This window comes from Rhodoferax mekongensis, assembly GCF_032191775.1.
GTDB classification, from domain to species: domain Bacteria; phylum Pseudomonadota; class Gammaproteobacteria; order Burkholderiales; family Burkholderiaceae_C; genus Allorhodoferax; species Allorhodoferax mekongensis.
On record NZ_CP132507.1, the window covers coordinates 917832 to 942469 of the forward strand.

The following is a 24638-nucleotide window of genomic DNA, read 5'->3' on the forward strand; positions in this document are numbered from 1 at the left end:
GCCATGGCCTTGGATCGGGTGGACCAGACCTTGCTGGAGCTGCTGCAGCGCGACGGGCGCATGAGCGCGCAGGCCTTGTCGGAAGTGGTTAACCTCTCGGCCCGAGCCACCCTGAACCGCATTCACAAGCTCGAGGACGATGGGCATATTGAAGGCTACCGTGCCTTGTTGGCGCGCCAGTCCATCGGCGAGCATGTGTCGGTGTTTGCCGAGATCGCGCTCAAAGACCAGCGTCAGGCCACGGTACAGCGCTTCGAACAGGCCATGGTGGCCTGTCCGGAAGTCATTGCCTGTTACTTGGTGAGTGGTCGCTACGACTACCTGGTGCGCCTGGCTTGCCGGGATCTGGCGCACTACCGGGACCTGACCAACACCTGGATTGACGACGTGGGGCTGGGCATCGACAAGGTGGTTACCAGCACCGAGCTGCAAACTGTCAAGGAATTTGCGGGCTTCCCGCTCATGGTGCGCACCCAGCGCTGATGCAGGCACTTCCGTTTCGGAAGTAAGGCGTATGCGGGGCAGCCGTTTGCTGCGTTTTGAGCCCTGCGCTTCGTCGTTTCGTGCCTCTCTGCCTCTCGTAGACTAGACGCACCAGCCGGCAGTGCAGTAGATGCGGATTCCGCATCCTGTGGCGCTCGGCCTCGAGGAGAACCCCATGACCCGCTATATCGACGTTCACGACATGCAAGCCCTGGTGCACCTGCACGGACTGGCTCCCATGATGTCGGAAATGGCCCAGTCCATCCGTGAAGACTTTTTGCGCTGGGACGATTTTGACAAATCCCCCCGCACCGCCAACCACAGCACAAACGGCGTGATCGAGCTGATGCCAGTCTCTGACAACGCGCTCTACGCATTCAAGTACGTGAACGGCCACCCCAAGAACCCTTTGCAAGGACTGTCTACCGTGATGGCCTTTGGCGTGCTGGCCGATGTGGCTACCGGTTACCCCGAACTGCTGAGCGAGCTCACCATTACCACCGCGCTACGCACCGCCGCTACTTCCGCCATGGCGGCCAAGGTCTTGGCCCGACCGAACAGCCAAACCATGGCTCTGATCGGCAATGGCTCTCAAAGCGAATTCCAGGCGATTGCCTTTATGACGCAGCTGGGCATTACGACGTTGCGCGTGTTTGATGTGGATGCCAAAGCCACCGACAAACTGGTCGCCAACCTGCGCCCTTACACTGATGCGGGCAAGCTGCACATCGTGCGTTGCGCTACCAGCCGGGAAGCCGTGCGCGGCGCCGACATCGTCACCACCGTCACGGCGGACAAGACCAATGCCACCATCCTGAGCGCCGACATGATCGAACCGGGCATGCACCTCAACGCCGTGGGTGGAGACTGCCCCGGCAAGACCGAATTGGAAGCAGCCATCCTGCAACGCGCCAAAGTGTTTGTGGAGTTTGAACCCCAGACGCGTGTGGAGGGCGAGCTGCAGCAGATGCCTGCTGGGTTTGAGACCCATCCACTCTGGAAGGTGCTGGCCGGCACAGCGGTAGGGCGCGACAACGCCGCGCAAGTGACCTTGTTCGACTCGGTGGGTTTTGCCCTGGAAGACCTGTCGGCCCTGCGCTATGTGCATGCCTTGTCCCAGAAGCTGGGCGTGGGCAGCACGGTGCAGCTGGTGCCGGAGATGGCGGACCCCAAGGACCTGTTTGCCTGCGCCACGGCGGCTCGTCCCGTTTTGCGCAAAGCAGCATGAACGATCAAGTCCTGCACATCATCGGCGCGGCCGTCGGTGAAGGGGCCAGTGATGGCGGTTGCAAATGGGGCGCTGCTGCGCTCAAAGATCACGGCATGGCGAGGGCGCTCGCAGCCACCGGGCGTACGGTGACCTGGGGCGACACCATCAGCGCGCAGCCCATGCTGGCCACCAGCCGGCTGCATGCCATCGAGGTGTTTTCGGACCATCTGTCCGTCGCCGTGCAGCAAGTCCTGCGACATGGCCAGCAGCCGCTGGTCGTGGGTGGCGACCACTCCTGCGCCGTGGGCACTTGGAGTGCGGTGGCCGACCATGTGCGCCCGCAGGGCGCTTTGGGGCTGATCTGGATCGATGCCCACTTGGATGCTCACACGCCGGATACCTCAGACACCCAGGCCCCGCATGGCATGCCCTTGGCAGCACTGTTGGGTCATGGTGCACCGGGCATGACCGGGCTTTTCGGTTGGAGTGGAAAACTGCGTCCGGAGCATGTGGCCCTCATCGGTGCCCGCAGCTATGAGCCCGCCGAGCAGGCACTTCTCGCGCGCTTGGGCGTGCGGGTGATGTACATGCCGGAAGTACTGGAGCGCGGATTCGCCGCTTGCTTTGCCGAGGCGCAAGCCATTGCGCAAAGCGGCACCGCGGGCTGGGGCATCAGTTTGGATCTCGATGGCCTGGACCCGCGGGACGCCCCGGGCACCGGCACGCCGGTGGAGCAGGGCATACGCTTGGCGGATGCTTTGGCTGTGCTCGCGGGTTGCCAGCAGCAAGCCGGCTTTGTGGCCATGGAACTCACGGAGTACAACCCGTTGCGCGACTTTGGAGGCCGCACCGCCCAGGCTGCTACCGATCTGGTGTGCGCCGTCTTGGCGCCCGAGCGCGCGACGATGGAACTGGCAGCTTGAACTGCAGACGGAGCACGGGGGCCTTAAACTCGTGCCCCTATGCAACTCCCAGCGAATCAACTCAGCAACCACCTGCAGCGCGGGTTTAAGAACCTGTACACGGTGCATGGCGATGAGCCTTTGCTGCAGCAGGAAGCGCTGGACGCCATTCGTGCCCACGCTCGCACGTTGGGATATACCGAGCGGACCTCGCACACGGTCGCCGGGGCCCACTTCGACTGGAGCGAGGTGCTGGCCGCGGGTGGCTCCCTGAGTTTGTTTGCAGATAAACAGATCGTCGAGATTCGCATTCCCAGTGGCAAACCCGGCAAGGATGGCAGCGTCGCTTTGCAGCAGCTGGCCGAAGCGTCGCAGGGCAATGATTCCACCTTGACTATCGTGCTCCTGCCACGGCTGGACAAGATGACAAAATCCGGCGCCTGGTTTTCTGCGCTGGAGAGCTATGGCATCACCATCCAGGTGGATCCGGTGGAGCGCAACGCCTTGCCGCAATGGATTGCCCAGCGTCTGGGTGCGCAGGGCCAACGGGTGGCGGCCGGAGAAGAGGGGCAGCGCACTTTGCAGTTTTTTGCGGATCGGGTGGAAGGCAACTTGTTGGCCGCGCATCAGGAAATCCAGAAGTTGGGTTTGCTGTTCCCCGCCGATGCCCATGACGGCGTGCTGAGCCTGGAGCAGGTGGAAAGTGCCGTGCTCAATGTGGCGCGTTACGACGTATTCAAGTTGTCAGAAGCGGTGCTCGCCGGCCAGGCCGGGCGCGTGCAACGCATGCTCGATGGTTTGCAGGCCGAGGGAGAAGCCGAAGTGCTGGTCCACTACACCCTGGCCGAAGACATCCGCGCTCTCAAGCGCGTCAAAGACGCCATGGGCCAAGGCCGCCCCCTGCCGATGGCGTTGCGCGAAAACCGCATCTGGGGCGCCAAAGAGCGACTGTTTGAACGGGTGTTGCCCAAGTTGTCCGAGCGCACCTTGGCGGAGCTGTTGCAGTCCGCCCATGTGGTGGACGGCATTGTCAAAGGCCTGAAGCAGCCGGACTGGCCCAGCTCCGGCTGGCAGGCGCTGCATCGGCTTGCCTTGCAGGTGTGTGCACTATGCGCAGGGCAAACCAAGGCGGCACCCGCAGGCGGTCCACGCCGCTAAGGGACCGATCGGAGACGCATGTGACTGATGCTACCCCTGCCCAGCGGCACGTGCAGCGCCACAACCAGATCTCCATTCGCCTGCACTACCGGCTGGATGCCGATTGGCACCGCTTGGAGGCCCAGCAGTGGAATGAGCGTGGATTCTGTTTTTTCCATACCCATGCGTTGCAGGCCGGCCCGGTCGCCTTCAAACGCAGCCTGCAGCACTTCGAGGGCGAGATCGTCTGGACGCGCACTTGTCAGGACCAAGCGCAAGTGACAGAGATGCTCCTCAACGAGGCCATCCATCGCCAGGCAGACCGCTTGTCTTCCCAGCCCGACATGCAGCAACGCTTGCTAAGGCTGATGCGCGTGCAAGGCATGGTGGACGCCAAGCAGCGGGTGTTGGCCTCGCTCGGGGGAATGCCGGAAGACTCCAAGTGGCAGCAACAAATCCAGCAGCGCATGCAAGAAGCGCTGTTTCAATCCGGAGTGCGTGTGGCCTCCCCCGTGTGGTCGTCAGTGGTGACCGATGCACTGGCCTTAGGCGATGTGGTGCAGGATCTGGAGCGATGGTCTGGCACCTTTGGGGCTTCCTGATTCGGGGTTTTCGTACCTCCCTTGCGGGTTCTGCGAAAATCATGGCATGAACGCGACCAACACCACCGAATACACCCTGGCCCTCGGTTCTCAAGCAAAAGTGGCATCCGCGCTGATGGCGCGTGCGCCGGCAGCTATGAAAAACAGAGCGCTTCGACGCTTGGCCGAGCTGCTGCGCGAGAACACCCAGGCCCTGCAGGTGGACAACGCCAAGGATATTGAGCGGGCCTTGGCCAACGGCCTGTCCGCTCCGATGGTGGATCGCCTCAAGCTCACGCCCAAAGTGCTGGACACCTGCGCAGAAGGCTGCGAGCAGCTGGCCGCCATGGCGGATGTGATTGGCGAAATCATCGGCATGAAGCAACAGCCCAGCGGTATCCGCGTGGGCCAGATGCGCGTGCCGATCGGTGTGTTCGGCATGATTTTCGAGAGCCGCCCGAATGTGACCATTGAGGCTGCCAGCCTGTCTATCAAGAGTGGCAATGCCTGCATCTTGCGAGGTGGCTCGGAAGCCATTGACTCCAACAAGGCGCTGGCCAAGTTGGTGCAGCAGGCGCTGCTAGAGAGCGGTTTGCCCTCTGACGCCGTGCAACTGGTGCAAACCACCGACCGCGAGGTGGTGGGGCAGTTGATTGCCATGCCGCAGTTTGTCGATGTGATCATCCCCCGCGGTGGCAAGGGCCTGATCGAACGCATAAGCCGCGATGCCAAGGTGCCCGTCATCAAGCACCTGGACGGCAACTGCCACACCTATGTGGACGACCCCTGCGATATCGCCATGGCCGTCAAGGTGGCGGACAACGCCAAGACCAACAAATACAGCCCCTGCAATGCGACTGAGGGTCTGCTGGTGGCACGGGGTGTGGCCGCTGAGTTCCTGCCCTTGATCGGCAAGGTCTACGCGGATAAGGGCGTGGAGATGCGCTGCGATGCGGAAGGACGCGCCATCCTCGCCGCAGTGGCAGGCGCCAAGGTGAATGATGCAACCGAGCAGGACTGGTACGAGGAGTATCTCGCCCCCATCGTCAGCGTGAAAGTGGTGGCCGGTGTGGATGAGGCCATTGCCCACATCAACCGCTACGGCAGCCACCATACCGACGCCATCCTCACGACCAACCACGTACACGCCCAGCGCTTCTTGCGCGAGGTGGATTCCGCCAGCGTCATGGTGAATGCCAGCACCCGTTTTGCCGATGGCTTTGAATACGGGCTGGGCGCGGAGATCGGCATCAGCACCGACAAATTCCATGCACGTGGTCCGGTGGGCATTGAGGGGCTCACGTCTCTGAAGTACGTGGTTCTGGGTGAGGGCGAAGTGCGGAAGTGAAGTGGGAGCAAGCCCTCTACTTCCTCTACTGACAAACCCTAAACGTGGATTTTTTCCTTGTTTTAACGATTTTCCGGGTGTAACTTAGGCGACGAGCAAGACGCTTTAATAAAACATGCGCCTGACGAGCGCTGTTGGAACCGGAAAGTTAAAAACGTGAGCATCTCGCTTCTCTCCAAACTGGAGAAAATTACCGCTACCCGTGACTTCGTCGCTATCGAACACAGTTTGCTGCGGGCCATAGGCTCCACAGTTCATGTCGAGGATCTGTCCTTGTGGACGCTGGATGCGAATCATGAGGTCACCAAAGCGCTTCACTACTACCGGCAGATTGAAGTCCTCGCGGGCAGTATGGGGCGGGACACCGAGCAGGTGGATACCGTTTACGCCAACATTGAGGTCCCTGCCGACGTGCGCAGCTTGGCACAGACGGTGGTACTCAGCCTCAAGCCTGCTGCCCGAAAAACGGAGACCGGCGGTCTGCAGATGTTCCCCCTCATCGGCTCACACGGCCTGAGTGGCTTGATCAGCATGCGCCTGAGTCAGCCGATGGGTGAGCATGACCAGGAGCTGATCAACGGCATATTGCGGGTCTATTCCAACTACCACGCCCTTTTGGACGAAAGCCAGCGGGATCGGCTGACCGGCCTCTACAACCGCCATGCCATGGACCTGAATATCGACCGGATGTGGTCGGTGCTGGGCCGGGAGTCCACGCAAGCGGATGCCCGGCGCAACAGCGTGGTGCAGATGTATGCCTTGGCGGTGATTGATATTGATCACTTCAAAAAGGTCAACGACCAGTACGGACATATTCTGGGCGATGAGATTCTGCTGTTGGTGTCCCGACTGATTTCCAGCTGCTTTCGCAAAAGCGATCCGGTCTACCGGTATGGCGGCGAAGAGTTCTTGGTGGTGGCCGGCGCGGAGTCGCCGCAGGCCATGCATACCCTGTTTGAGCGGGTGCGCAGCAAGGTGGAGGGGCACTACTTCCCGCAAGTTGAAAGCGTGACGGTGAGCGTGGGCTACGCCATCATTGATCCCGCCCTGTCTCCGTCGGAAAACATCGGTCGGGCTGACCGGGCTTTGTACTGCGCCAAAGAAATGGGGCGCAATCAGGTGCAATCGTTCAGCGATTTGTTACAACGGGGACTGATCAAAGACATGCGCTACGGATCCACCGAGCTTTTTTAGGGTTACCGGGCGCTTGCAAAAACCTTGGGCAACCCCAAGTAACAAGGCGCTTCTAGAATGAAGCCTGACCTCCCACAAAGAAAGCCCACAGCGCATGGTTCCGCATCTCATCACTGCCCTGACAGGCCCCATCAATGAATTGGAGCAGCGGGTGCTGGACTCCATGCCGGCCATCGAGCGCTGGTTCCGCCTCGAATGGATGGAGCACACCCCCCCGTTTTACACGGCCGTCGATGTGCGCAATGCTGGTTTCAAGCTGGCGCCGGTAGATACCAACTTTTTTCCCGGCGGCTGGAACAACCTCACTTCTGCCATGCTGCCGCTGGCCGTGCAAGCGGCCCAGGCAGCGATTGAAAAAATCTGCCCCGAAGCCCGCAACCTGCTGATCGTTCCCGAGAACAACAGCCGTAGCACCTTTTATTTGATGAATCTGGCACAACTGCGCCGGATATTCAATATGGCGGGTCTGAATGTGCGCATCGGCTCCATCAGCCCTGACATCAAGAAAAGCACCACCATCGAGCTGCCCGACGGGGAGTCCATCACCCTGGAGCCGGTGGTGCGGACCAAAGGCCGCTTGGGTCTCAAAGATTTCGATCCCTGCACCATTCTGCTGAACAACGACCTGCGTGCCGGCGTGCCCGGCATTCTGGAAGACCTGCACGAACAGTATTTGTTGCCGCCCCTGCATGCCAGCTGGACTACCCGTCGCAAGAGCACCCACTTCCGCTGCTATGAGGAAGTGGCCAAGCGCTTCGGCAAACTGATCGGGGTAGACCATTGGCTGATTACGCCCATGTTTGAGAAGTACGGCGTGGCGGACTTGCGAACCCCTGAGGGGCTGGCCGCCTTGGCCAGCCGCATTGACGGCATGCTGACCAAGGTCAAGAAGAAGTACAAGGAATACGGCATCAAGGAAAAGCCCTTCCTCGTAATTAAAGCGGACAACCGCACCAGCGGAAACACCATTTTGTCGGTGCGGGACACCAAGGACCTGGAAGCCAAACTGCGAAAAATGGGCGCTGGTGTGGAGGATGCGCCCGATCCTTTGGAGCTGATTCTCCAGGAAGGGGTGCTCACCAACGAGCGGGTGAACGACGCGGTGGCTGAGCCGGTGGTGTATTTGATGGACCGGTATGTAGTGGGCGGTTTCTACCGCATGCATGCAGAGCGCGGGGTGGATGAGAACCTCAGTGCACCAGGCTCCAGCTATGTTCCATTGGCTTTCGCGGAGAGTACGCACTTACCTCAGCCCGGGGTACGTCCCGGCGCAAGTGCTCCTAATCGGTTTTATATGTATGGTGTGATCGGCCGCTTGGCCATGTTGGCCGCCAGTTATGAACTGGAAGCCACCGATCCGGACGCAGAGCGCTACGACTGAGCGCCGTCAAGTCCTGCGACAAGCAGGCGATGGGCCGAGTTGTTGCGCTGCAACAAGAGTGCGAAAACCCTGCAATTAGAGAATGAGATCCTTGCAGCCATTTTTGCGGGGAGCAAAATAGCGGTCCCTCAAGGAACGGAACCCGGCGCCCATCGCAGGCCGGGGTTTTTTGTGTCAGCATCTAAATCGTCTCTCGCGGCACTTACGCTCGGTGCCATCGGCGTTGTATACGGCGACATCGGCACCAGCGTACTGTATGCATTGAAAGAGGTCTTCGGCTCCGGTCATGTGCCTTTTACCGAAGCCAATGTGTACGGCATCCTCTCCATCTTCTTCTGGACCCTGACGGTCATCGTCTCCATCAAATACGTGGTGCTGGTGCTGCGCGCCGACAACCACGGTGAAGGCGGACTGGTGGCTATGCTGGCCTTGGCGTCGCAGTCCGTCAAAGACAAGCCCCGCTTGCGCAAGGGTTTGCTGCTCATCGGCATTTTCGGGACCTGCCTGTTTTATGGGGATGGAGTCATTACCCCGGCTATCTCGGTGTTGTCCGCAGTCGAAGGTCTGGAGGTGATTTCTCCGGGCTTCAAGCGCTTCGTGATTCCTCTCACCCTGGTGATCTTGTTCTGCCTGTTTGCGGTGCAAAAGCGCGGTACTGCGGGGATCGGCAAGTTTTTCGGTCCGATCACGGTGGTCTGGTTCATGGCCATTGCGGTGTTGGGTGTGAGCCATATCGTCGATCAACCGCGCATTCTGTGGGCCATCAGTCCGCATTACGCCTTGGGCTTTATCTGGAACAACCCGGGCACCACCTTCATCATTCTGGGTGCGGTGGTGTTGTGTGTGACGGGCGGCGAAGCGCTGTATGCCGATATGGGGCATTTCGGCAAAAAACCGATTCGCTTGGCTTGGTTCTCTATCGTCATGCCGGCGCTCACCCTGAACTACTTCGGGCAAGGCGCGCTGCTATTGGATCACCCGGAAGCGGTGAAGAACCCCTTTTATTTGATGGCCCCCGAGTGGGCACTGCTTCCTTTGGTCGGATTGGCCACCATGGCCACTGTGATTGCTTCCCAGGCTTTGATATCGGGCGCATTCTCGGTGACCAAGCAGGTGATTCAGCTGGGTTATTTGCCTCGTTTGCGGATTGACCACACCAGCGTGAAAGACACCGGTCAAATTTATATGCCTTTTGTGAATTGGGGCTTGTTTGTGGCGATTGTGCTGGCGGTGGTGATGTTCAAATCGTCCAGCAATTTGGCAGCCGCCTACGGTATTGCGGTGTGTACCGACATGTTGATCACGACCATCCTGACGTTCTATGTAGTGCGATATGGCTGGAAGTACCCCCTGTGGCTATGTGTTGCTGCCACCGGTTTTTTCTTTGTCGTGGACTTCGCATTCTGGGCGTCCAACATGTTCAAGTTGTTTGACGGTGGCTGGTTCCCCTTGGCGATCGGCGGAGCGATCTTCACGCTGATGATGACCTGGAAGGATGGCCGCCGGATGCTCAACGAAAAACTGCGCGCTGACTCGCTGGATCTGTCGAGTTTTCTGGAGGCGGTTTTCGTGAGCCCGCCTGCACGGGTGGAGGGCACAGCGGTGTTCCTGACGGCGGACAAGGGCAGTGTGCCCAATGCGCTTTTGCACAACCTCAAGCACAACAAGGTATTGCATGCCAATAACCTGTTTGTCACCGTCAAGAGCCATGAGGTGCCTTGGATCGGGCTGGACAAGCGCTTGCAGATCGAGTCTTTGGGTCACGACTGCTGGCAGGTCACCATCAACTACGGCTTCAAGAACGACCCGGATGTGCCCAAGGCCCTGGAGCAGATGCGTGGCCGGGGTTGCGCTCTGGATGCCATGTCGACCAGTTATTTCCTGTCGCGTGACACCGTGGTGCCCACCCTGGGTGAAGGTATGGCGCCGTGGCGCGAGAAGCTGTTTGCGCAGATGCACCACAACGCCAGCGCAGCAGCCGACTTCCTCAACCTGCCCAATAACTCGGTGGTGGAGCTGGGCTCCAAGATCGAAATTTAGAAAGTAGTGCCCCCACGCTCCACCGCTGTGCGGGTCGCTGCCCCCCCGAGGGGGCGTGCTCACCTTGGGGCGGCCCGGCGGTTAAGCCTGACCCCCACGCTCCGCCACTGCGCGGGGCGCTGCCCGCATCGCTGACAATGCGGGCATGCGATTTTTCAAAGACCTGAGTCTCTCGGCGTTTACCGCCGGATTTGTGGCGGTGCTGGTGGGCTTTACCAGCTCCGTGGCGATCGTCTTCCAAGCAGCGCTGGCCTTGGGCGCAACGCCCGAGATGGTCGCCTCCTGGATGTGGGCGCTAGGCATCGGCATGGGGCTGTGCTCTTTGCTTCCGTCCTTGTGGTGGAAGAAGCCTGTCATGGTCGCCTGGAGTACGCCGGGCGCAGCCGTACTGGCCACCGCCGCCACCGCAGGCGGTTTCAACATGGCCGATGGTGTGGGTGCTTTCATGTTGTGTGCCGTACTCATCACGGTGGCCGGTGCTACAGGCTGGTTTGAACGGGTGATGAACCGCATCCCCCTGGCGCTGGCCTCCGCCTTGCTCGCCGGTGTGCTGGCCCGCTTCGGCCTGCAAGGCTTTGCCGCAGCGCAAACGGCCTTGCCCTTGGTGGCTCTGATGTTCGCGACCTACTTGCTGGGCAAGCGTTTTTTGCCCCGCTATGCAGTTCCGCTCACTTTGTTGATTGCTATTATTTATGTAGCTGCTCGCGCACAGTTCACGGGCGCTACCATTCATTTTGGCTTGACGATGCCAGTTTTCGTGGCGCCGGCCTTTTCACTGGCAGCGTTCATCAGCATGTCCTTGCCGCTATTTGTCGTGACCATGGCCTCGCAGAACTTGCCCGGTGTGGCCGCCATCCAGGCTGCCGGTTTTGCCGACCGCCATGCACAGGGGGGTGGCGCAGGCATTCCTATCTCCAAAGTCATCACCTTGACTGGCTTAACGACGCTGGTGCTGGCACCTTTCGGAGCCTTCGCTTTGAATCTGAGTGCCATTACGGCGGCCATCTGCATGGGGCCGGAAGCCCACGCGAATCCTGCGCGCCGCTATACGGCAGCGGCTTCATGCGGAGCCATTTATGTGGTGATTGGTCTTTTTGGCTCCGCAATCACCGGCATATTGACTGCGTTCCCCAAAGAACTGGTGGCTGCGATTGCCGGTTTGGCCCTGCTGGGCACCATTGGCGGCGCGATGCACGCAGCCCTGCAGGACGAGCGCAATCGCGAAGCCGCCCTCATCACTTTTCTGGTCACGCTCAGCGGAGTGGTAATCGCCGGCATCGGCTCAGCCTTTTGGGGCGTGGTGGCAGGGGTGTTGGCGCTTTTGGTGCAACATGGTGCCCGCGCTCCGCAAGCCAAGAACTGATTGACTGATCGAGCCACAGCAGGGCTTTGCCCGACACCCCATTTTGCAGAAAGACACCATGCACATTCTTTTCGTAGCCGACCCGCTGGAGTCGTTCAAGATCTACAAGGACACCACCTTCTCCATGATGCGTGAGGCTCAGAGGCGAGGCCACCGCATCAGCGCCTGCGAACCCAAGGACATCATGTGGCAGCGCGGCGGTGTGGTGACCGCCTATGTGCGCGACATCACGCTCACCGGTGCCCCGGATGTGTGGTTTACCTCCGCCCAGAGCAAACCCGATGAGCGGCCCCAGGCACTGAAGGACTTCGACTGCGTGGTCATGCGCAAGGACCCGCCTTTTGACAGCGAGTTCTTTTACGCAACTCACCTGCTGGAGCAGGCAGAGCGGGAAGGTGCCAAGGTCTTTAACAAACCCCGTGCGCTGCGCGACCATCCTGAAAAATTGGCGATTCTGGAGTTTCCCCAGTTCATCGGCCCCACTCTGGTGACCCGAGATGCGGATGATGTCCGACGCTTTCACGCGGAACACCGCGACATTATCTTGAAGCCCCTGGATGGCATGGGCGGCATGGGCATCTTCCGCGTGAAGGAAGATGGTCTGAACCTGGGCGGCATCATCGAGACGCTCAACAAGGATGGGGCTCAGACCTTGATGGTGCAAAAGTTCTTGCCGGCCATCAGTGAAGGCGACAAGCGGGTGCTGGTGATTGGCGGTAAGCCCGTTCCGTTCTGTCTGGCGCGCATTCCGCAGGGTGGCGAGGTGCGTGGCAACCTGGCTGCGGGCGGCAAGGGTGTGGCGCAGCCGATCACCGACAGTGACCGTGCGATTGCAGAAGCCTTGGGGCCCGTTCTCGCTGCACGCGGCTTGTTGCTGGTGGGCCTAGACATCATCGGCGATAGCCTCACTGAGATCAACGTCACCAGCCCGACCTGCTTCCAGGAAATCACGGACCAGACCGGTTTTGATGTGCCGGCGATGTTCCTGGACGCCTTGGAGGCGGCACAGGCTGCTGCTTGAGCTCGGAGACGCCGCGGTAGTGCACCGGAGGGGCACTAGTTCACATTTCGTGACTTTTTACTGCTTCGGTTTGACCTTGCCCCCTTGCATTCACGATTGCAGCACGCAAAATCCCCCCACATGGTCTGCGGCCAAGATTGGCACTGCGGCATGGCAACTGGAGACGTATTTTTATGAACTATCGAGCATCCCTTATCGCGGCTGGTCTGTTGTTGGCCGGTGTCGCCAACGCTCAGGTACTGGGCACCATCACTGCGTCCAGCACAAACGTCAAGGTGGGTGAGCCTGTCACCATCACGGCCAACATCGATGTCATCAAATCGAATTACTGCGGATTCGTCGTGGACTTCGGTGATGGCACGTTCAAGGATGCCGTGAGCGATATGAACACCCCCGTACCCTTGGTCATCACCCGCACCTTTGACAAGCCCGGTTCTTACCATGTGACTTTGGGCGGGAAGAATGTACAGAACCACCCCAATTGCGGCGGCCCGGAGCGTGCAGTTGATATTTCGGTGACGGGTACGGCTAAAGCCGCAGCCCCAGCCAAACCGGGCGATGTTTGTGAGAAGCCGTGGAAGCTGTCCGGCAAACCCAATGCCAAAACCGGTGCCTTTACGTGTGCGGCCAAGCCCGGCACCGCATTGCCGGCAGCCAAGCATGTCTGTAGTGGTGACCTGAGCTACTTCGAAAACACCAAGAAGGGCCAATACGGTTGCAAGCCCTGAGGCCCGTTAACCATTAACCTGCAGCGGAGGCTGCCAGGGCTGCGGCTTTGGCAGCCTCTTCGGCTTCCCGTTGTGCCGCCGCTGCCGCGGCCGCTGCAATCAGGGTGGCTTTACACACGGTGCGTGTGAGCGGTATGCCATCCACGAAGGCCTGCAATTCGCCGGACTCCATGGCGACCCAAGCCTCGTTGGTGGTGAGGGGTTCGGTCACCACAATCACCTGCCGGTCCTCGGGACCGTTCAGGTCTGAGAGGTCGACGGTCATGTCTTCGTCCTTGAGCTGCACTTCCGGGAAAGGGTGCTGGCGTAGCACGTAGCAGAGCTTGGTGCTGGCGTGCGCCCACAAGGCTTGGCCATTGCTCAAGAGAAAGTTGAACGTGCCGTGCTTCGCAATCTGGGGAACCAGTTCCGCCAAGGTGCGCGTGAGTTCTTCGACGGTAGGCACCTTGACGTGGGATTTGTTCAACTCCTGCAGCAGCCAGCAAAACGCCAGCTCGCTATCGGTGCTGCCCACTGGTTTGAAGCTGCCATGCAGTCTGGGGTTGAATTCTTTCAGGTCACCGTTATGGGCGAAGACCCAGTAGCGGCCCCAAAGTTCACGGGTAAAGGGGTGGCAGTTTTCGAGGGTAACGGCGCCCACGGTGGCCTTGCGCACATGGGCCACGACGTTATGGCTTTTGATCGGGTAGGACTTGAGCATCTTCGCAATCGGCGAGGTCGATGCACTTTCCTTGTCCACAAAATGCCGTGCCGCCTTGCCGGGCTGGTCGCCTTCGCTCTCAAAGAAGGCGATGCCCCAACCATCCGAATGGTGGTCGGTGCAGCCGCCCCGCTGCGAAAAGCCGGTGAAGCTCAGCGTCAGGCTGGCCGGCAAATGGCTGTTCATTCCAAGCAGTTGGCACATGGAAACAGTTTACTCCGCAGGGTGCGTGAAAGGCTAGGGCAGGTCGGATGGAATGTGCATTTGCTTATGTGCGCGGCTCTGACCAGAGCTTCCCGCCGGTGGACCAGTTCTCGCGCTTGACCTCGGTGATGATGATGTCCACCGCCTCGGGTGAGCAGCCCAGGGTTTCGGCCGTGACCCGGGTCACTTCTTCCACCAGCTTTTTCTTTTGCTCGGGGGAGCGGCCTTCAAACATTTCGACGTGGTAGGTGGGCATGGTCTTCCTTGTTGCGGGGGTGTTATGACGTCAATGGGGCGTGCAGATTAGACTGCGGGGGTTGCCATTTTCCTCCGACTCTTCCTTTGCAATTTTTGTTCCCTCCCGAACCGTCAGCCCGCGCACGTGGTGTGTTGCTGCTGGTGTTTGTGCTGCATGCCTTGCTGGGAGGGCTCCTGGGTCTGTCCGTGGACGAGGCGCATTACTTGCTGTACGCCGCCCACCCCGCCTTGAGCTACTTCGACCATCCGCCTCTGGTGGGTTGGGTGCAGATACCGTTGGTGGCTCTGGACGCGCCGATCGCGGTGCTTCGCTTGGTGCCGGGCGTGTGCTGGTTGCTCACGGTGTGGGGCGTGCACCGGCTGACGCTGCGGCTTTTTGCGGGCCAGGCGATGGCCCCGCAAGCGGCATTGGCTGCGGTGTCGGCACTCGCGCTGGCGCCTTTGCTGCATGTGCTGGGTATAGGCCTGCTGCCTGATACCTTGCTGATGGCGCTCACCGTGGCCCTGATGCAGCAGACCTGGACCTTGATGCAGCCAGCAGCTACCACCCGCGTTGTACCGTGGGTGGTGATGGGCGTGTTGCTGGGCTTGTCGGGCTTGGCCAAATACACCGCCGTCTTCACTGCGGTTGCAATTGCCGTATGCGTTGTCGGTGCCCAAGGGTTGCGGGTGCTGCGTCTGCCTGCGTTGTGGCTCGGCTTGGTCATTGCCGCGCTGCTGATTACACCCGTGCTGGTGTGGAACGCCCAGAACCAGTGGATTTCATTTACCTACCAGCTCGCGCACGGCAAGGGCAGTGTATGGCAGTTATCGCACGTGTTGCGGTTTCTGCTGACGCAACTGCTGGTCTTTGGCCCGATGTTGCTGTTCGCGGCGCCGGGTTGGCGCAGTGCCCCGACACCTTTGCGGCCCTTGGTCTGGCTGTTTGTCATTCCCTTTGTGATTTTCGCCTACATGTCCGGTGGCGGGACTGCGTTACCGCACTGGACGGCACCCTCTTGGGTGGCGCTGGCACCTTTTGCGGGTTGGGGGCTGGCTTTTGCGTGGCGCAGAGGCATGCGAAGGGTGATAGCGGGTTTGGCCTCTTTGCAGTTCTTGGCAAGTGCTTGCTTGCTGGGGCTGATGAGCAGCGCGGGCTGGCCGGTCATTGCCGGTAGCGATGCTGCTGTGGCGCCGCGGCCCAATCCCTTTGCGGATTTGCATGGCTGGGAACTTGCGGGTGCCCGCGCCCAAACGCTGGCGGAGCAACAGGGATTGTCGCGAGTCGCCGTGCAGAACTGGACGCTGGGCAGCCGCCTGGGTTGGTATGCGCGGCCCTTGCCGGTGTTCGTTCTGGAGGAGGGGGATTCCCAGTTCAAACTGTGGGCAGGGGACTTGTCCGCAGGCGAGGGGGCTTTGCTGGTTGATTGGTCCCATATGGCTTACGAGGCTCCCGTGGGAGCACATGGTTTTGCGTCCTGTACCCTGCTGGAGAGTCTGCCGGTGCAGCACTGGGGTCAGCCCCTGGCGAGCTTCCGCTTCTATGACTGCCGCGGTTGGTCCGGTGCCGCACCGCAGCCTCGGCTTACACTCCCGCCCAATTCCTGAAACCCCATGTTGATGCCTCGTCCCGTTACGCCCCACGCCCTCGCCAGCCCGGTATCCGCCAGCAGCTGGTGGTGGCCTTTGGTGATCTTCGTTTTGGGCACACCACTATGGCTGCAGCTGTGGGAGCCCACGCTTTTCATCACCATCAACCAGTGGTGCGCGCCCTTGGCCGCCGAGTTCTGGACCGGCTTGTCCCTCCTGGGCAATGGCTGGGGTTTGCTGGCGGTAACGGCCCCGCTGCTGGTATTCGCTCCTCGCTTGATGGTGGCCTGGCTGTGTGCGGCACCTTTTGCCGTGCTGTTCGCGCGCACCGGCAAGTTCTTTATTGAAAGCCCGCGCCCGGCAGCGGTAGTCGACAACGCGCAGATGCGCGTGGTCGGTGAGCTGCTGCACAACGTGTCCATGCCCTCCGGCCATACCTTGACGGCTTTTGCTGTCGCCTCGGGCATCTACTACGCCCTCACGGTGGCCCAACGCAGGCGCCACTGGTGGTTGCTGGTGTTGGCTGCCGGCACCGGACTGTCCCGCATTGCAGTGGGTGCCCATTGGCCGGGTGATGTGGCGGTGGGTGCCAGTCTGGGCCTGCTCGCTGGTTTGCTGGGGCACCAAGTTTGGATCCGCTTGCCTTCAACGCAGTTTGCGCCTACGGCCTGGGGTGTGCGCATCGCTGCGGTGTTGGTGGCCTTGTCCATCTTTCATTTGGTCACTGAAGATCTTGATTTTGCGGAAAACCATAGGGCTCAGATGGTGCTCACTGTGGTGGCAGTCACCAGTTTGTTGATTTACCTCTGGCGATTGCTCGCATCGACGTTTCAAAAGAAATAGGCTGCTAGCGCAGGCTGTATGGGCGCGAGTAGCTATCAATTTCATAGCTAATGCCCCTTTGGAAAATGGGACTACTGATGAAAGTCCGTTTTTTTCTGTCATGATCCGTCCACCTTTAGGGGAGTAGCAATCCCGGCGCGCAGGTGCCGGGTTTGCATGTTTCGTCAGTACGTCGCGGGTGGCAGTGTTACCCCGGCCGGAACATGCAGAGGCGCCATCCGGCGCTCTCCCGCAAGACCTACAGGAAATGTTTCAACCATTTCAGGGTCTTGCATATGCAAACAATCGCACCACTGTGGCTATGGGCCACGTTCATTGGCATCGTTCTGGTGTCGCTCTTCGTTGACTTCGTCGTCCTCAAAAAGCAGGGCGCGCATGACATCGGCGTCAAAGAGGCGCTCAACTGGTCCCTGATCTGGATCGCCTTGAGCTTTCTGTTCAATGGCTTGTTCTGGTGGGCTGTCAAAGACACCACCGGTTCGACCGAGATCGCGAACACCAAGTCGCTGGAGTTCCTGACCGGCTACCTCATCGAGAAGTCACTGGCGGTGGACAACATCTTTGTGTTCCTGATGATCTTCACCTACTTCGCGGTGCCGTCGCACTACCAGAAGCGGGTGCTGATGATCGGCATCATCGGTGCGATCGTGTTGCGCACCATCATGATTCTGGTGGGCGGCTGGTTGTTGGCTGAGTTCCACTGGATCTTGTACGTGTTCGGCGCCTTCCTGATCCTCACGGGCGTAAAGATGTGGTGGGCCGCAAGCCAGGAGCCCAGTCTGGATGACAACCCAGCCTTGAAGCTGCTGCGCAAAATTCTGCCCGTGAGCAAGAACTACGACGGTGAAAATTTCTGGACCGTGGAAAACGGCAAGAAGATCGCAACGCCTTTGTTCATGGTGATCTGCTTGGTGGCCCTGACCGACGTGATCTTTGCCGTGGACTCCATCCCCGCGATCTTTGCGATCACCAGTGACCCCTTCATCGTGCTGACCAGCAACGTGTTTGCGATTCTGGGGCTGCGTGCCATGTACTTTCTGCTGGCTGCGGTGGCGAACAAGTTCCACTTGTTGAACTACGGCCTGGCGGTCATCCTGGTGTTCATCGGTACAAAGATGTGCCTGATCGATATCTACAAGATCCCCGTGGGTGCATCCCTGGGTGTGGTGGTGGGCATTCTGGCCGTCACCATGTGGTTGAGCGTTCGCACCAGCAAGGTGGAAGAACGCGCATGAGTGATCACCACACGCAGGCCGATCGCCTGCGGGCCGCAGCGGCATCGCTGCAGGATCAACCCCTGAGCCTGCAGCAACTGTTCCGCCTGCATGGGCGGGCGGGGCCGGGGGCCTTGCTGGTAGTGCTTGCAGTCCCCTGCCTCTTGCCCGTGCCTGGCGCGGGCATGTTGCTTTCCATGGGGATGGCGATGGTGGCATGGATGATCTGGCGTTACTACCCGCGCCTGGTCATGCCGCGCAAGGTGGGGCGCTTCCAGCTCTCGCCACCCATGGCGCGCCGGGCGCTGAACACCCTGGCCTGGTTGTATGAAAAAGCCTCCCGCGTCATGCGGGCGAGGTTGCGCTGGTGGGTGCAGCCCGGTCACCGGGTCTGGCTCGCTCCCTTCGTCGCCGCCATGGCGCTGATCATTTTTCTGCCCATTCCGTTCGGCAATGTGGTACCGGCGGCAGCCTTGCTGCTCATCGGACTGGGGCTCGTGTTTGAAGACGGACTGGCCATGCTCTCCGGTGTCGTTTTGGGTTTGGCGCTGGTCGCCGTACTGGCCGGACTGGCCGGCGGTGCGGCCCACTGGGCGCCAGAGCTGTGGGCTGCCTGGCCTCTTCGTCCTCAGTAAATCGCTGCCGAATTTCAGTGGCCTGCCATCCTCAGTGCCAGGGTGCTGAGGGCCCTATAGGCATCACCACTGGGCGCATCCCATGCCTGCACCACGTCAGCTTGCCGTGCAATCGCGGCCACATCGCCCCGCGCAGCGGGCCCGGTCAAGGCGCCTGCGGGCCCCTGGCGGGTGATGTTGTCTGCCGCGTTACGCAGTAGTGTGGCGCGCAAGTGAGGAATCAGCTCGGGTGGTACGCCGCTGCGAGTCCATGCAGCTTCTGCCACGGACTGCAGCACCGGCAAAAAGTTGGTCGCAAACACCGCTGCAGCGTGGTACAGCACTTTGTCTTCGCTGGCCACACCAAACGTTTGCGCGCCGATCGATTCGAATGCCGCACGCATAGTTTCGCAAGCGCTGGCGTCGCCCTCGAGTGCGCATGCTGTGCCCGCAAACTGCTGCACCGTCGCCGCTACGTTGGAAAAACTCAGGATGCAGTGCGCGCTGGCCGTACGCCAACCCAACTCGGCTAAGGGCTGCAAGCTGCTTGAGTTCTGGGCGCCGCTGCAATGAAAGACGATAGGGCGGGAGGATCCGGATGCGTGTGTGGCAGCCAGTGCATGGGCGACCTCCGCAATCCGTGCGTCCTGCACCGCCACCATCCACACATCGGCCGGGCGCATGCCCTGAATGGTTGCTACGGCGGTACCAGCGCCTATGGCGGTGCAAGCCTCTTGGGCGCTCGTCAGGCTGCTGGTCAGCACATCCTGAATTTCGAATACGCCATGCCGTGCCCACAGGGAGGCCAATGTGCGGCCGACCCGGCCGGCACCCATCAGGTTCAAAGTTGTCACGCGCGCTTCACTCCAGGAACGGTGGGCGCCGCTACCATGGCGGCATGAAAAAAATTCTGGTTACAGGCGGCACCGGTGCCGTCGGCAAATACATTGTGGACGATCTGGTGCAGCACGGGTACGCCGTGGGTGTGCTGGATCTGGCAGCCCCCGCCCGCAGCGACGTGGCGCACCATGTTGTGGACGTGCTGCAGCTCGATGCGGTGCTGCAGGCCATGGCAGGGTATGACGCGGTGATGCATGTAGCGGGCATTCCGCACCCGCTCAATGACCCGGCCAAGCGGGTGTTTGACGTGAACGTGAACGGCACCTTCAACGTGCTGGAAGCCGCCGCCCAGCATGGCATTGCCAAAGTGGTGTTTACCTCCAGTGAATCGACCATGGGCTTCGCTTTCGCCGCGCACCGCTTGGCGCCTTTGTACATCCCGGTGGACGAGTCGCACCCGGCCCGCCCGCAGGACCCCTACGGCCTGAGCAAAGTGGTGAGCGAGCAAATCTGCAAGACCTACACCGAGCGCTATGGCATGCGCACCGTGTGTTTGCGCATGCCCTGGGTCTGGCTGCCGGACGATGCGCAGCGCCCCTTCTACCGCTCGCTGGTTGCCGAATATCCCAACTGGTTCAAAAACATCTGGACCTTTGTGGATGCGCGCGATGTGGCCACCGCGCACCGCCTGGCTCTGGAAACCGATCTGGAGCACCAACACGAAACCTTTTTCATCACTGGCCCGCACAACTGGACGGGCCGCGACGGTCGCGCACTGATGGCCGAGTTCTGGCCGGAAGTCACGCAGTTCGCGTCGGACTTTGCAGGCGCAGATCCGCTGATTTCGCACGCTAAAGCGGCACGTCTGTTGGGCTACAAGCCGCTCTATGGCGTGCAGGAAGTATTGGGCAGTTCGTCGATCTAGGGCGCACCGCCCACCGCAGGCGGCGTTGGTGCTGCGGCCGGGTGACGGGCATGCAGGTGGTGCCGCACGAATGGTTTGCCTTGCCCCGAAACCCAGAGTGCCAGTCGCACCTCGATCTCATGCGTGGGCAGCAAGGTCGCGCTATTGCCATGCAAGGCCAGCAGCAGGATCAGGGGCGCGAACTTGCTGGCCCAGTGGGTCAGCGGTCGTGAACCCAATGCACGCAACGTCGGCCAGCTCACCGCGGCCCCCAGTACCCAGCCGGCCACCACTTCGCTCACGCTGTGTGCGTTCACCATCACCCGTGAAATGCCCACTGCCAGGGCCAGCGCCCAGCCCATGGCTGCGCCCAAGCCACGCCCTTGCATGGCTGGCCAGGGAATGCCCCGTAGCAACAGCGGCAAGATGCTGGTGGCCAACAGGGTGTGGCCGCTGATGCCGGTGAAATCCAGCGCCGCAATGCCTATGCCCCAGCCGAAGAACAAGCACTTGCTGATGACCGTGATCGTGACGGCCAGCACGATGCGCATCAGGTAGGCGCGTGCCACTGTACGGGCGCCGCTTTCCCATAGCCCCCCCAGTACCAATGCCAAGGCAGGCAGCAGCAGGCTCGATGCGCCCATGTGGGTGATTACCCACCAGGCTTGGGTGCTCAGGGGCAACGTGTGGGACATGGGCAAATGCTGCGGTGCAAAAAGAGGCGTCAGTGTAGCCCTCGGCGCAGCGCGGTCAGACGATCAGCGGGTCGTGGTCCATGGCCTCGATCTGGTCTTCCAGCATCTGGATTTGGCCCTTCCAGTAGTCGCTGGTGCCGAACCACGGAAAGTTGGCCGGAAAGGTCGGGTCGCTCCAGCGCCGGGCCAGCCAGGCGCTGTAGTGGATCAGGCGCAGGGTGCGCAGCGGCTCGATCAGCGCCAGCTCGGCCCGGTCGAACTCTCGGAATTGCTCGTAGCCGTCCACCAGCATGCCGAGCTGGTGGGTTTGCTGATGCCGGTCGCCGCTGAGCAGCATCCAGAGGTCTTGCACCGCCGGACCGGTGCGCGCGTCGTCCAGGTCCACAAAATGCGGGCCGGGGCCCGCGCTGACAGCCACGTCAGTCGGCGTCCAGAGAATGTTGCCGGGGTGGCAGTCGCCGTGCAGTCGCAGCTGGCGTATGCCGCTGGTATTGGACTTGTTTTGGCCGGTGGCGCCCGCCATATCTGCGCGAGCAGCTATCAAATCAATAGCGTGCTGGCAGCGCTCACTCCACAGGGTTTGCACATCCAGCGGCACCATGTTGTTGGCCAGCAGCCACTGCATGGGCTCGATGGCAAAGGTTTGCACATCCAAGGCCGGGCGGTGCACAAACGGGCGCTTGGCACCCACGGCATGGATGCGCGCCAGAAAGCGGCCAATCCATTCCAGCACCTCGCCATCGTCCAGCTCGGGCGGGCGGCCACCACGGCGGGGGCTCACCGAGAAGGCAAAGCCGCCGAAGTGGTGAAGAGAACGTGGCCCCCACGCTCCACCGCTGCGCGGGTCGCTGCCCCCCGAGGGGGCGAATTCGCCTTGGGGCGGCCCGGCGGCGAATTGACCACTAAGCACCATCGGCCCCACCACAGGAATTTCGGCGGCCATCAGTTCCGCCGCAAAGTCGTGCTCCTCCTGGATCTGGGCATCGCTCCAGCGCTCAGGCCGGTAGAACTTGGCGACCACCGGGGCGCCGTCTTCCAGCTGCACTTGGTAGACGCGGTTTTCGTAGGACGAGAGAGCGGTCAGGCGCCCGTCGCCACGCAGGCCTACGCTGTCCAGGGCGTCAAGCACCAGGTCGGGAGTGAGGGATTCAAAGGGGTGGAGGGCGGAGCCCGCGGTGCTGTGCATGGGGCTATTGTCGTCCTCCTGCCCATCCGCGGCACGGCGACATGGCCAGCGGTGTGACAATGCCGCCATGCAATCTCTGCCACCCCATGCGCCCAAGCGGGTCGACGTCTTGGTCTACCCCGGATTCAAGGGCATCGAGGCCATAGGCGCCATGAGCGTCTTTGAGTACGCCAACATCCACCTGGTGCAACAGGGCCGCCCGGCCGGGTATGTGCTGCGCATCGTGTCCAGCGCATCAGGCCCCGTGGCCTCCGACATGCACATGCAGCTGGACGCGCAGGCACTGCGTGAGGACGATCTGCCCCACACCGCCCTGATCGTCGGGGCGCGCGGCATCGAACAGGCGCTGGAAGCCAACCCCGCGCTTGTGGCCTGGACCGCCGCGGTGGCGCCGCGCCTGGAGCGTCTTGTGGCCTTGTGTTCCGGGTGCTTTTTCCTCGCCAAAGCCGGCGCGCTGGACGGCCTGTTGGCCACCACCCACTGGAGTGTGGCGTCCCTGTTGCAAGAGCGCTTTCCGGCGGTGGATGTAAAGGCCGATGCCATCTACCTGCGTCAAGGCCGTATCTGGACCTCCGCCGGTGTGACCGCCGGTATTGACTTGGCGCTTGCTTTGGTGGAGGAAGACCATGGCCGCAGTCTGGCGCTGCAAGTTGCGCGCGATCTGGTGGTGTACCTCAAGCGCCCTGGTGGCCAGTCGCAGTTCAGCGTGCACCTCACCAGCCAGAGTACCGGTCATGCCGGCATCCGCGATGCGCAGGACTGGGTGCTCTCGAATCTTTCCCAACCCTTGGATGTCGCGGCGCTGGCAGCCCGCGCCGCCATGAGCGAGCGCAACTTCAGAAGAGTTTTTGCCAAAGAAGTGGGCAGCAGCCCTGTGCAATTCATTGAGGCAGCCCGATTGGAGGCCGCCAGACGCATGCTGGAAGAGGGCGACTTGCCGCTCAAGACGATTGCCGCGCGCGTTGGCTTCGCTTCGGAACAGCCTTTGCGCAAGTTGTTCCTCAAGCACTTGGGGGTGAGCCCCCAAGCCTACCGGGAGCGTTTTGCCAGCGCACTCCCGGCATAAGCTTCAGCGGGTTTTAGTAAATCACCACGCCGCGGATCGACTCGCCGCGCTTCATCAAATCGAAGCCCTTGTTGATGTCTTCCAGCGGCATGGTGTGGGTGATCAGGCTGTCGATGTTGATCTTGCCTTCCATGTACCAGTCCACGATTTTGGGCACATCGGTGCGGCCGCGTGCGCCACCAAAGGCAGAGCCCTTCCATTCCCGGCCCGTGACCAACTGGAAGGGGCGGGTGGAGATTTCGGCACCGGCTTCGGCCACGCCGATGATGATGCTCTGGCCCCAGCCCTTGTGGGTGCACTCCAGCGCCTGGCGCATGACCTTGGTGTTGCCGATGCACTCGAAGCTGTAATCGGCGCCGCCGTCGGTGAGCTGCACAATCGCGTCCACGATGTTGCCGCCAGCGGCTTCAATGTCCTTGGGGTTCAGGAAGTGGGTCATGCCAAAGCTGCGGGCCATGGCTTCACGGGCAGGGTTCAGGTCCACACCGATGATCTTGTCCGCACCCACCATCTTCAGGCCCTGGATCACGTTCAGGCCGATGCCGCCCAGGCCGAATACGACCGCGTTGGCACCGGCTTCCACCTTGGCGGTAAAGATTACTGCACCGATACCGGTGGTCACGCCGCAGCCGATGTAGCAAACTTTGTCAAAAGGGGCGTCGTCACGGATTTTGGCCAAGCTGATTTCAGGCGCCACGGTGTAGTTGCTGAAGGTGCTGGTGCCCATGTAGTGGAAGATGGGGTCGCCATTCAGGCTGAAGCGGCTGGTGGCATCGGGCATCAGACCCTTGCCCTGGGTGCCGCGAATCAGCTGGCACAGGTTGGTCTTGCGGCTCAGGCAGAACTTGCACTGGCGGCATTCAGGGGTGTAAAGCGGAATGACGTGGTCACCTTTTTTGAGGCTGGTTACGCCGGGGCCCACGTCCACCACAATGCCTGCGCCTTCGTGCCCCAGAATGGCGGGGAAGATGCCTTCAGGGTCGGCACCGCTCAGGGTGTAGTAGTCGGTGTGGCAGATGCCGGTGGCCTTGATTTCGACGAGCACTTCGCCGAACTTGGGGCCTTGCAGGTCCACGGTTTCAATGGTGAGGGGTTGGCCTGCTTTCCAGGCGACGGCGGCACGTGTTTGCATGAGTGTCTCGGTGTGGGTGGGGAAT

General features: G+C 61.1%; 24 protein-coding genes. 18 read left to right on the forward strand and 6 right to left on the reverse strand.

From position 1 onward, the window contains the following. The first annotated feature begins 3 nt into the window (after nt 1–3). The 12 genes from RAN89_RS04335 to RAN89_RS04390 all read left to right on the forward strand — a co-directional run bounded on the left by RAN89_RS04335 (nt 4) and on the right by RAN89_RS04390 (nt 13388). Nucleotides 4–483, forward strand: a complete 480-nt coding sequence (locus RAN89_RS04335) for an Lrp/AsnC family transcriptional regulator (protein WP_313868417.1) — start codon at nt 4–6, stop codon at nt 481–483. Between the two features lie 175 nt (nt 484–658). Beyond that, nucleotides 659–1711 (forward strand): ornithine cyclodeaminase, encoded by a 1053-nt coding sequence (locus RAN89_RS04340; RefSeq protein ID WP_313868418.1) that lies wholly within the window; start codon nt 659–661, stop codon nt 1709–1711. Beyond that, nucleotides 1708–2616: an arginase gene (locus tag RAN89_RS04345; RefSeq protein ID WP_313868419.1), complete on the forward strand. Its 909-nt coding sequence runs from the start codon at nt 1708–1710 to the stop codon at nt 2614–2616. The genes RAN89_RS04340 and RAN89_RS04345 overlap by 4 nt, the downstream gene beginning before the upstream one ends. A 39-nt stretch (nt 2617–2655) precedes the next feature. Beyond that, a complete protein-coding gene (gene holA / locus RAN89_RS04350; RefSeq protein WP_313868420.1) occupies nt 2656–3753 on the forward strand; it encodes a DNA polymerase III subunit delta in 1098 nt (365 codons plus the stop codon). Nucleotides 3754–3773: 20 nt separating this feature from the next. Then, complete coding sequence (locus tag RAN89_RS04355) at nt 3774–4334, forward strand: hypothetical protein (RefSeq protein WP_313868421.1); 561 nt, start codon at nt 3774–3776, stop codon at nt 4332–4334. Between the two features lie 46 nt (nt 4335–4380). Then, on the forward strand, nt 4381–5661 hold the full coding sequence (locus RAN89_RS04360; RefSeq protein WP_313868422.1) for a glutamate-5-semialdehyde dehydrogenase: 1281 nt from the start codon (nt 4381–4383) through the stop codon (nt 5659–5661). Between the two features lie 156 nt (nt 5662–5817). After that, nucleotides 5818–6855 carry a GGDEF domain-containing protein gene (locus tag RAN89_RS04365; protein ID WP_313868423.1) on the forward strand — a complete coding sequence of 346 codons (1038 nt, stop codon included), beginning with the start codon at nt 5818–5820 and terminating at the stop codon, nt 6853–6855. A gap of 94 nt (nt 6856–6949) precedes the next feature. After that, the gene (gene gshA / locus RAN89_RS04370; RefSeq protein WP_313868424.1) at nt 6950–8236 is read left to right on the forward strand and encodes a glutamate--cysteine ligase; all 1287 of its coding nucleotides are present in this window, start codon (nt 6950–6952) and stop codon (nt 8234–8236) included. A gap of 171 nt (nt 8237–8407) precedes the next feature. Then, nucleotides 8408–10276, forward strand: coding sequence for a potassium transporter Kup (locus RAN89_RS04375; RefSeq protein ID WP_313868425.1), 1869 nt, complete (start codon nt 8408–8410; stop codon nt 10274–10276). 145 nt (nt 10277–10421) lie between these two features. After that, nucleotides 10422–11639: a benzoate/H(+) symporter BenE family transporter gene (locus RAN89_RS04380; RefSeq protein WP_313868426.1), complete on the forward strand. Its 1218-nt coding sequence runs from the start codon at nt 10422–10424 to the stop codon at nt 11637–11639. A 58-nt stretch (nt 11640–11697) separates the two neighbouring features. After that, nucleotides 11698–12660 (forward strand): glutathione synthase, encoded by a 963-nt coding sequence (gene gshB, locus RAN89_RS04385; RefSeq protein ID WP_313868427.1) that lies wholly within the window; start codon nt 11698–11700, stop codon nt 12658–12660. 173 nt (nt 12661–12833) lie between these two features. Further along, the gene (locus tag RAN89_RS04390) at nt 12834–13388 is read left to right on the forward strand and encodes a PKD domain-containing protein (protein WP_313868428.1); all 555 of its coding nucleotides are present in this window, start codon (nt 12834–12836) and stop codon (nt 13386–13388) included. 13 nt (nt 13389–13401) lie between these two features. On the opposite strand, the gene RAN89_RS04395 is transcribed toward RAN89_RS04390, so the two are convergent. Further along, nucleotides 13402–14292: a class II glutamine amidotransferase gene (locus RAN89_RS04395; RefSeq protein WP_313868429.1), complete on the reverse strand. Its 891-nt coding sequence runs from the start codon at nt 14290–14292 to the stop codon at nt 13402–13404. A gap of 64 nt (nt 14293–14356) precedes the next feature. After that, nucleotides 14357–14548 carry a 4-oxalocrotonate tautomerase gene (locus RAN89_RS04400; protein ID WP_087496029.1) on the reverse strand — a complete coding sequence of 64 codons (192 nt, stop codon included), beginning with the start codon at nt 14546–14548 and terminating at the stop codon, nt 14357–14359. 86 nt (nt 14549–14634) lie between these two features. Between RAN89_RS04400 and RAN89_RS04405 the strand changes: the two genes are divergently transcribed. The 4 genes from RAN89_RS04405 to RAN89_RS04420 all read left to right on the forward strand — a co-directional run bounded on the left by RAN89_RS04405 (nt 14635) and on the right by RAN89_RS04420 (nt 18811). Beyond that, nucleotides 14635–16137 (forward strand): ArnT family glycosyltransferase, encoded by a 1503-nt coding sequence (locus RAN89_RS04405; RefSeq protein WP_313868430.1) that lies wholly within the window; start codon nt 14635–14637, stop codon nt 16135–16137. A 6-nt stretch (nt 16138–16143) separates the two neighbouring features. Next, nucleotides 16144–16962 carry a phosphatase PAP2 family protein gene (locus RAN89_RS04410; RefSeq protein WP_313868431.1) on the forward strand — a complete coding sequence of 273 codons (819 nt, stop codon included), beginning with the start codon at nt 16144–16146 and terminating at the stop codon, nt 16960–16962. Between the two features lie 275 nt (nt 16963–17237). Further along, nucleotides 17238–18197, forward strand: a complete 960-nt coding sequence (locus tag RAN89_RS04415) for a TerC family protein (RefSeq protein WP_313868432.1) — start codon at nt 17238–17240, stop codon at nt 18195–18197. Then, entirely contained in the window at nt 18194–18811 is a 618-nt protein-coding gene (locus RAN89_RS04420) for an exopolysaccharide biosynthesis protein (RefSeq protein WP_313868433.1), read from the forward strand. The genes RAN89_RS04415 and RAN89_RS04420 overlap by 4 nt, the downstream gene beginning before the upstream one ends. A gap of 14 nt (nt 18812–18825) precedes the next feature. Here the strand turns inward: RAN89_RS04420 and RAN89_RS04425 are convergent, their stop codons facing one another. Next, nucleotides 18826–19644: a Rossmann-like and DUF2520 domain-containing protein gene (locus RAN89_RS04425; protein WP_313868434.1), complete on the reverse strand. Its 819-nt coding sequence runs from the start codon at nt 19642–19644 to the stop codon at nt 18826–18828. A 44-nt stretch (nt 19645–19688) separates the two neighbouring features. Here RAN89_RS04425 and RAN89_RS04430 point away from each other — a divergent pair, with 44 nt between their 5' ends. Then, nucleotides 19689–20555, forward strand: coding sequence for an NAD-dependent epimerase/dehydratase family protein (locus RAN89_RS04430; protein ID WP_313868435.1), 867 nt, complete (start codon nt 19689–19691; stop codon nt 20553–20555). On the opposite strand, the gene RAN89_RS04435 is transcribed toward RAN89_RS04430, so the two are convergent. After that, nucleotides 20552–21229, reverse strand: coding sequence for a phosphatase PAP2 family protein (locus RAN89_RS04435; RefSeq protein ID WP_313868436.1), 678 nt, complete (start codon nt 21227–21229; stop codon nt 20552–20554). The genes RAN89_RS04430 and RAN89_RS04435 overlap by 4 nt on opposite strands. Nucleotides 21230–21284: 55 nt before the next feature. After that, nucleotides 21285–22415, reverse strand: a complete 1131-nt coding sequence (locus tag RAN89_RS04440) for a serine/threonine protein kinase (protein WP_313868437.1) — start codon at nt 22413–22415, stop codon at nt 21285–21287. 67 nt (nt 22416–22482) lie between these two features. Between RAN89_RS04440 and RAN89_RS04445 the strand changes: the two genes are divergently transcribed. Then, on the forward strand, nt 22483–23481 hold the full coding sequence (locus RAN89_RS04445; protein WP_313868438.1) for a GlxA family transcriptional regulator: 999 nt from the start codon (nt 22483–22485) through the stop codon (nt 23479–23481). A gap of 13 nt (nt 23482–23494) precedes the next feature. Here RAN89_RS04445 and RAN89_RS04450 read toward each other — a convergent pair whose 3' ends face one another. Beyond that, complete coding sequence (locus RAN89_RS04450) at nt 23495–24613, reverse strand: S-(hydroxymethyl)glutathione dehydrogenase/class III alcohol dehydrogenase (RefSeq protein WP_313868439.1); 1119 nt, start codon at nt 24611–24613, stop codon at nt 23495–23497. Between the last annotated feature and the right edge of the window lie 25 nt (nt 24614–24638).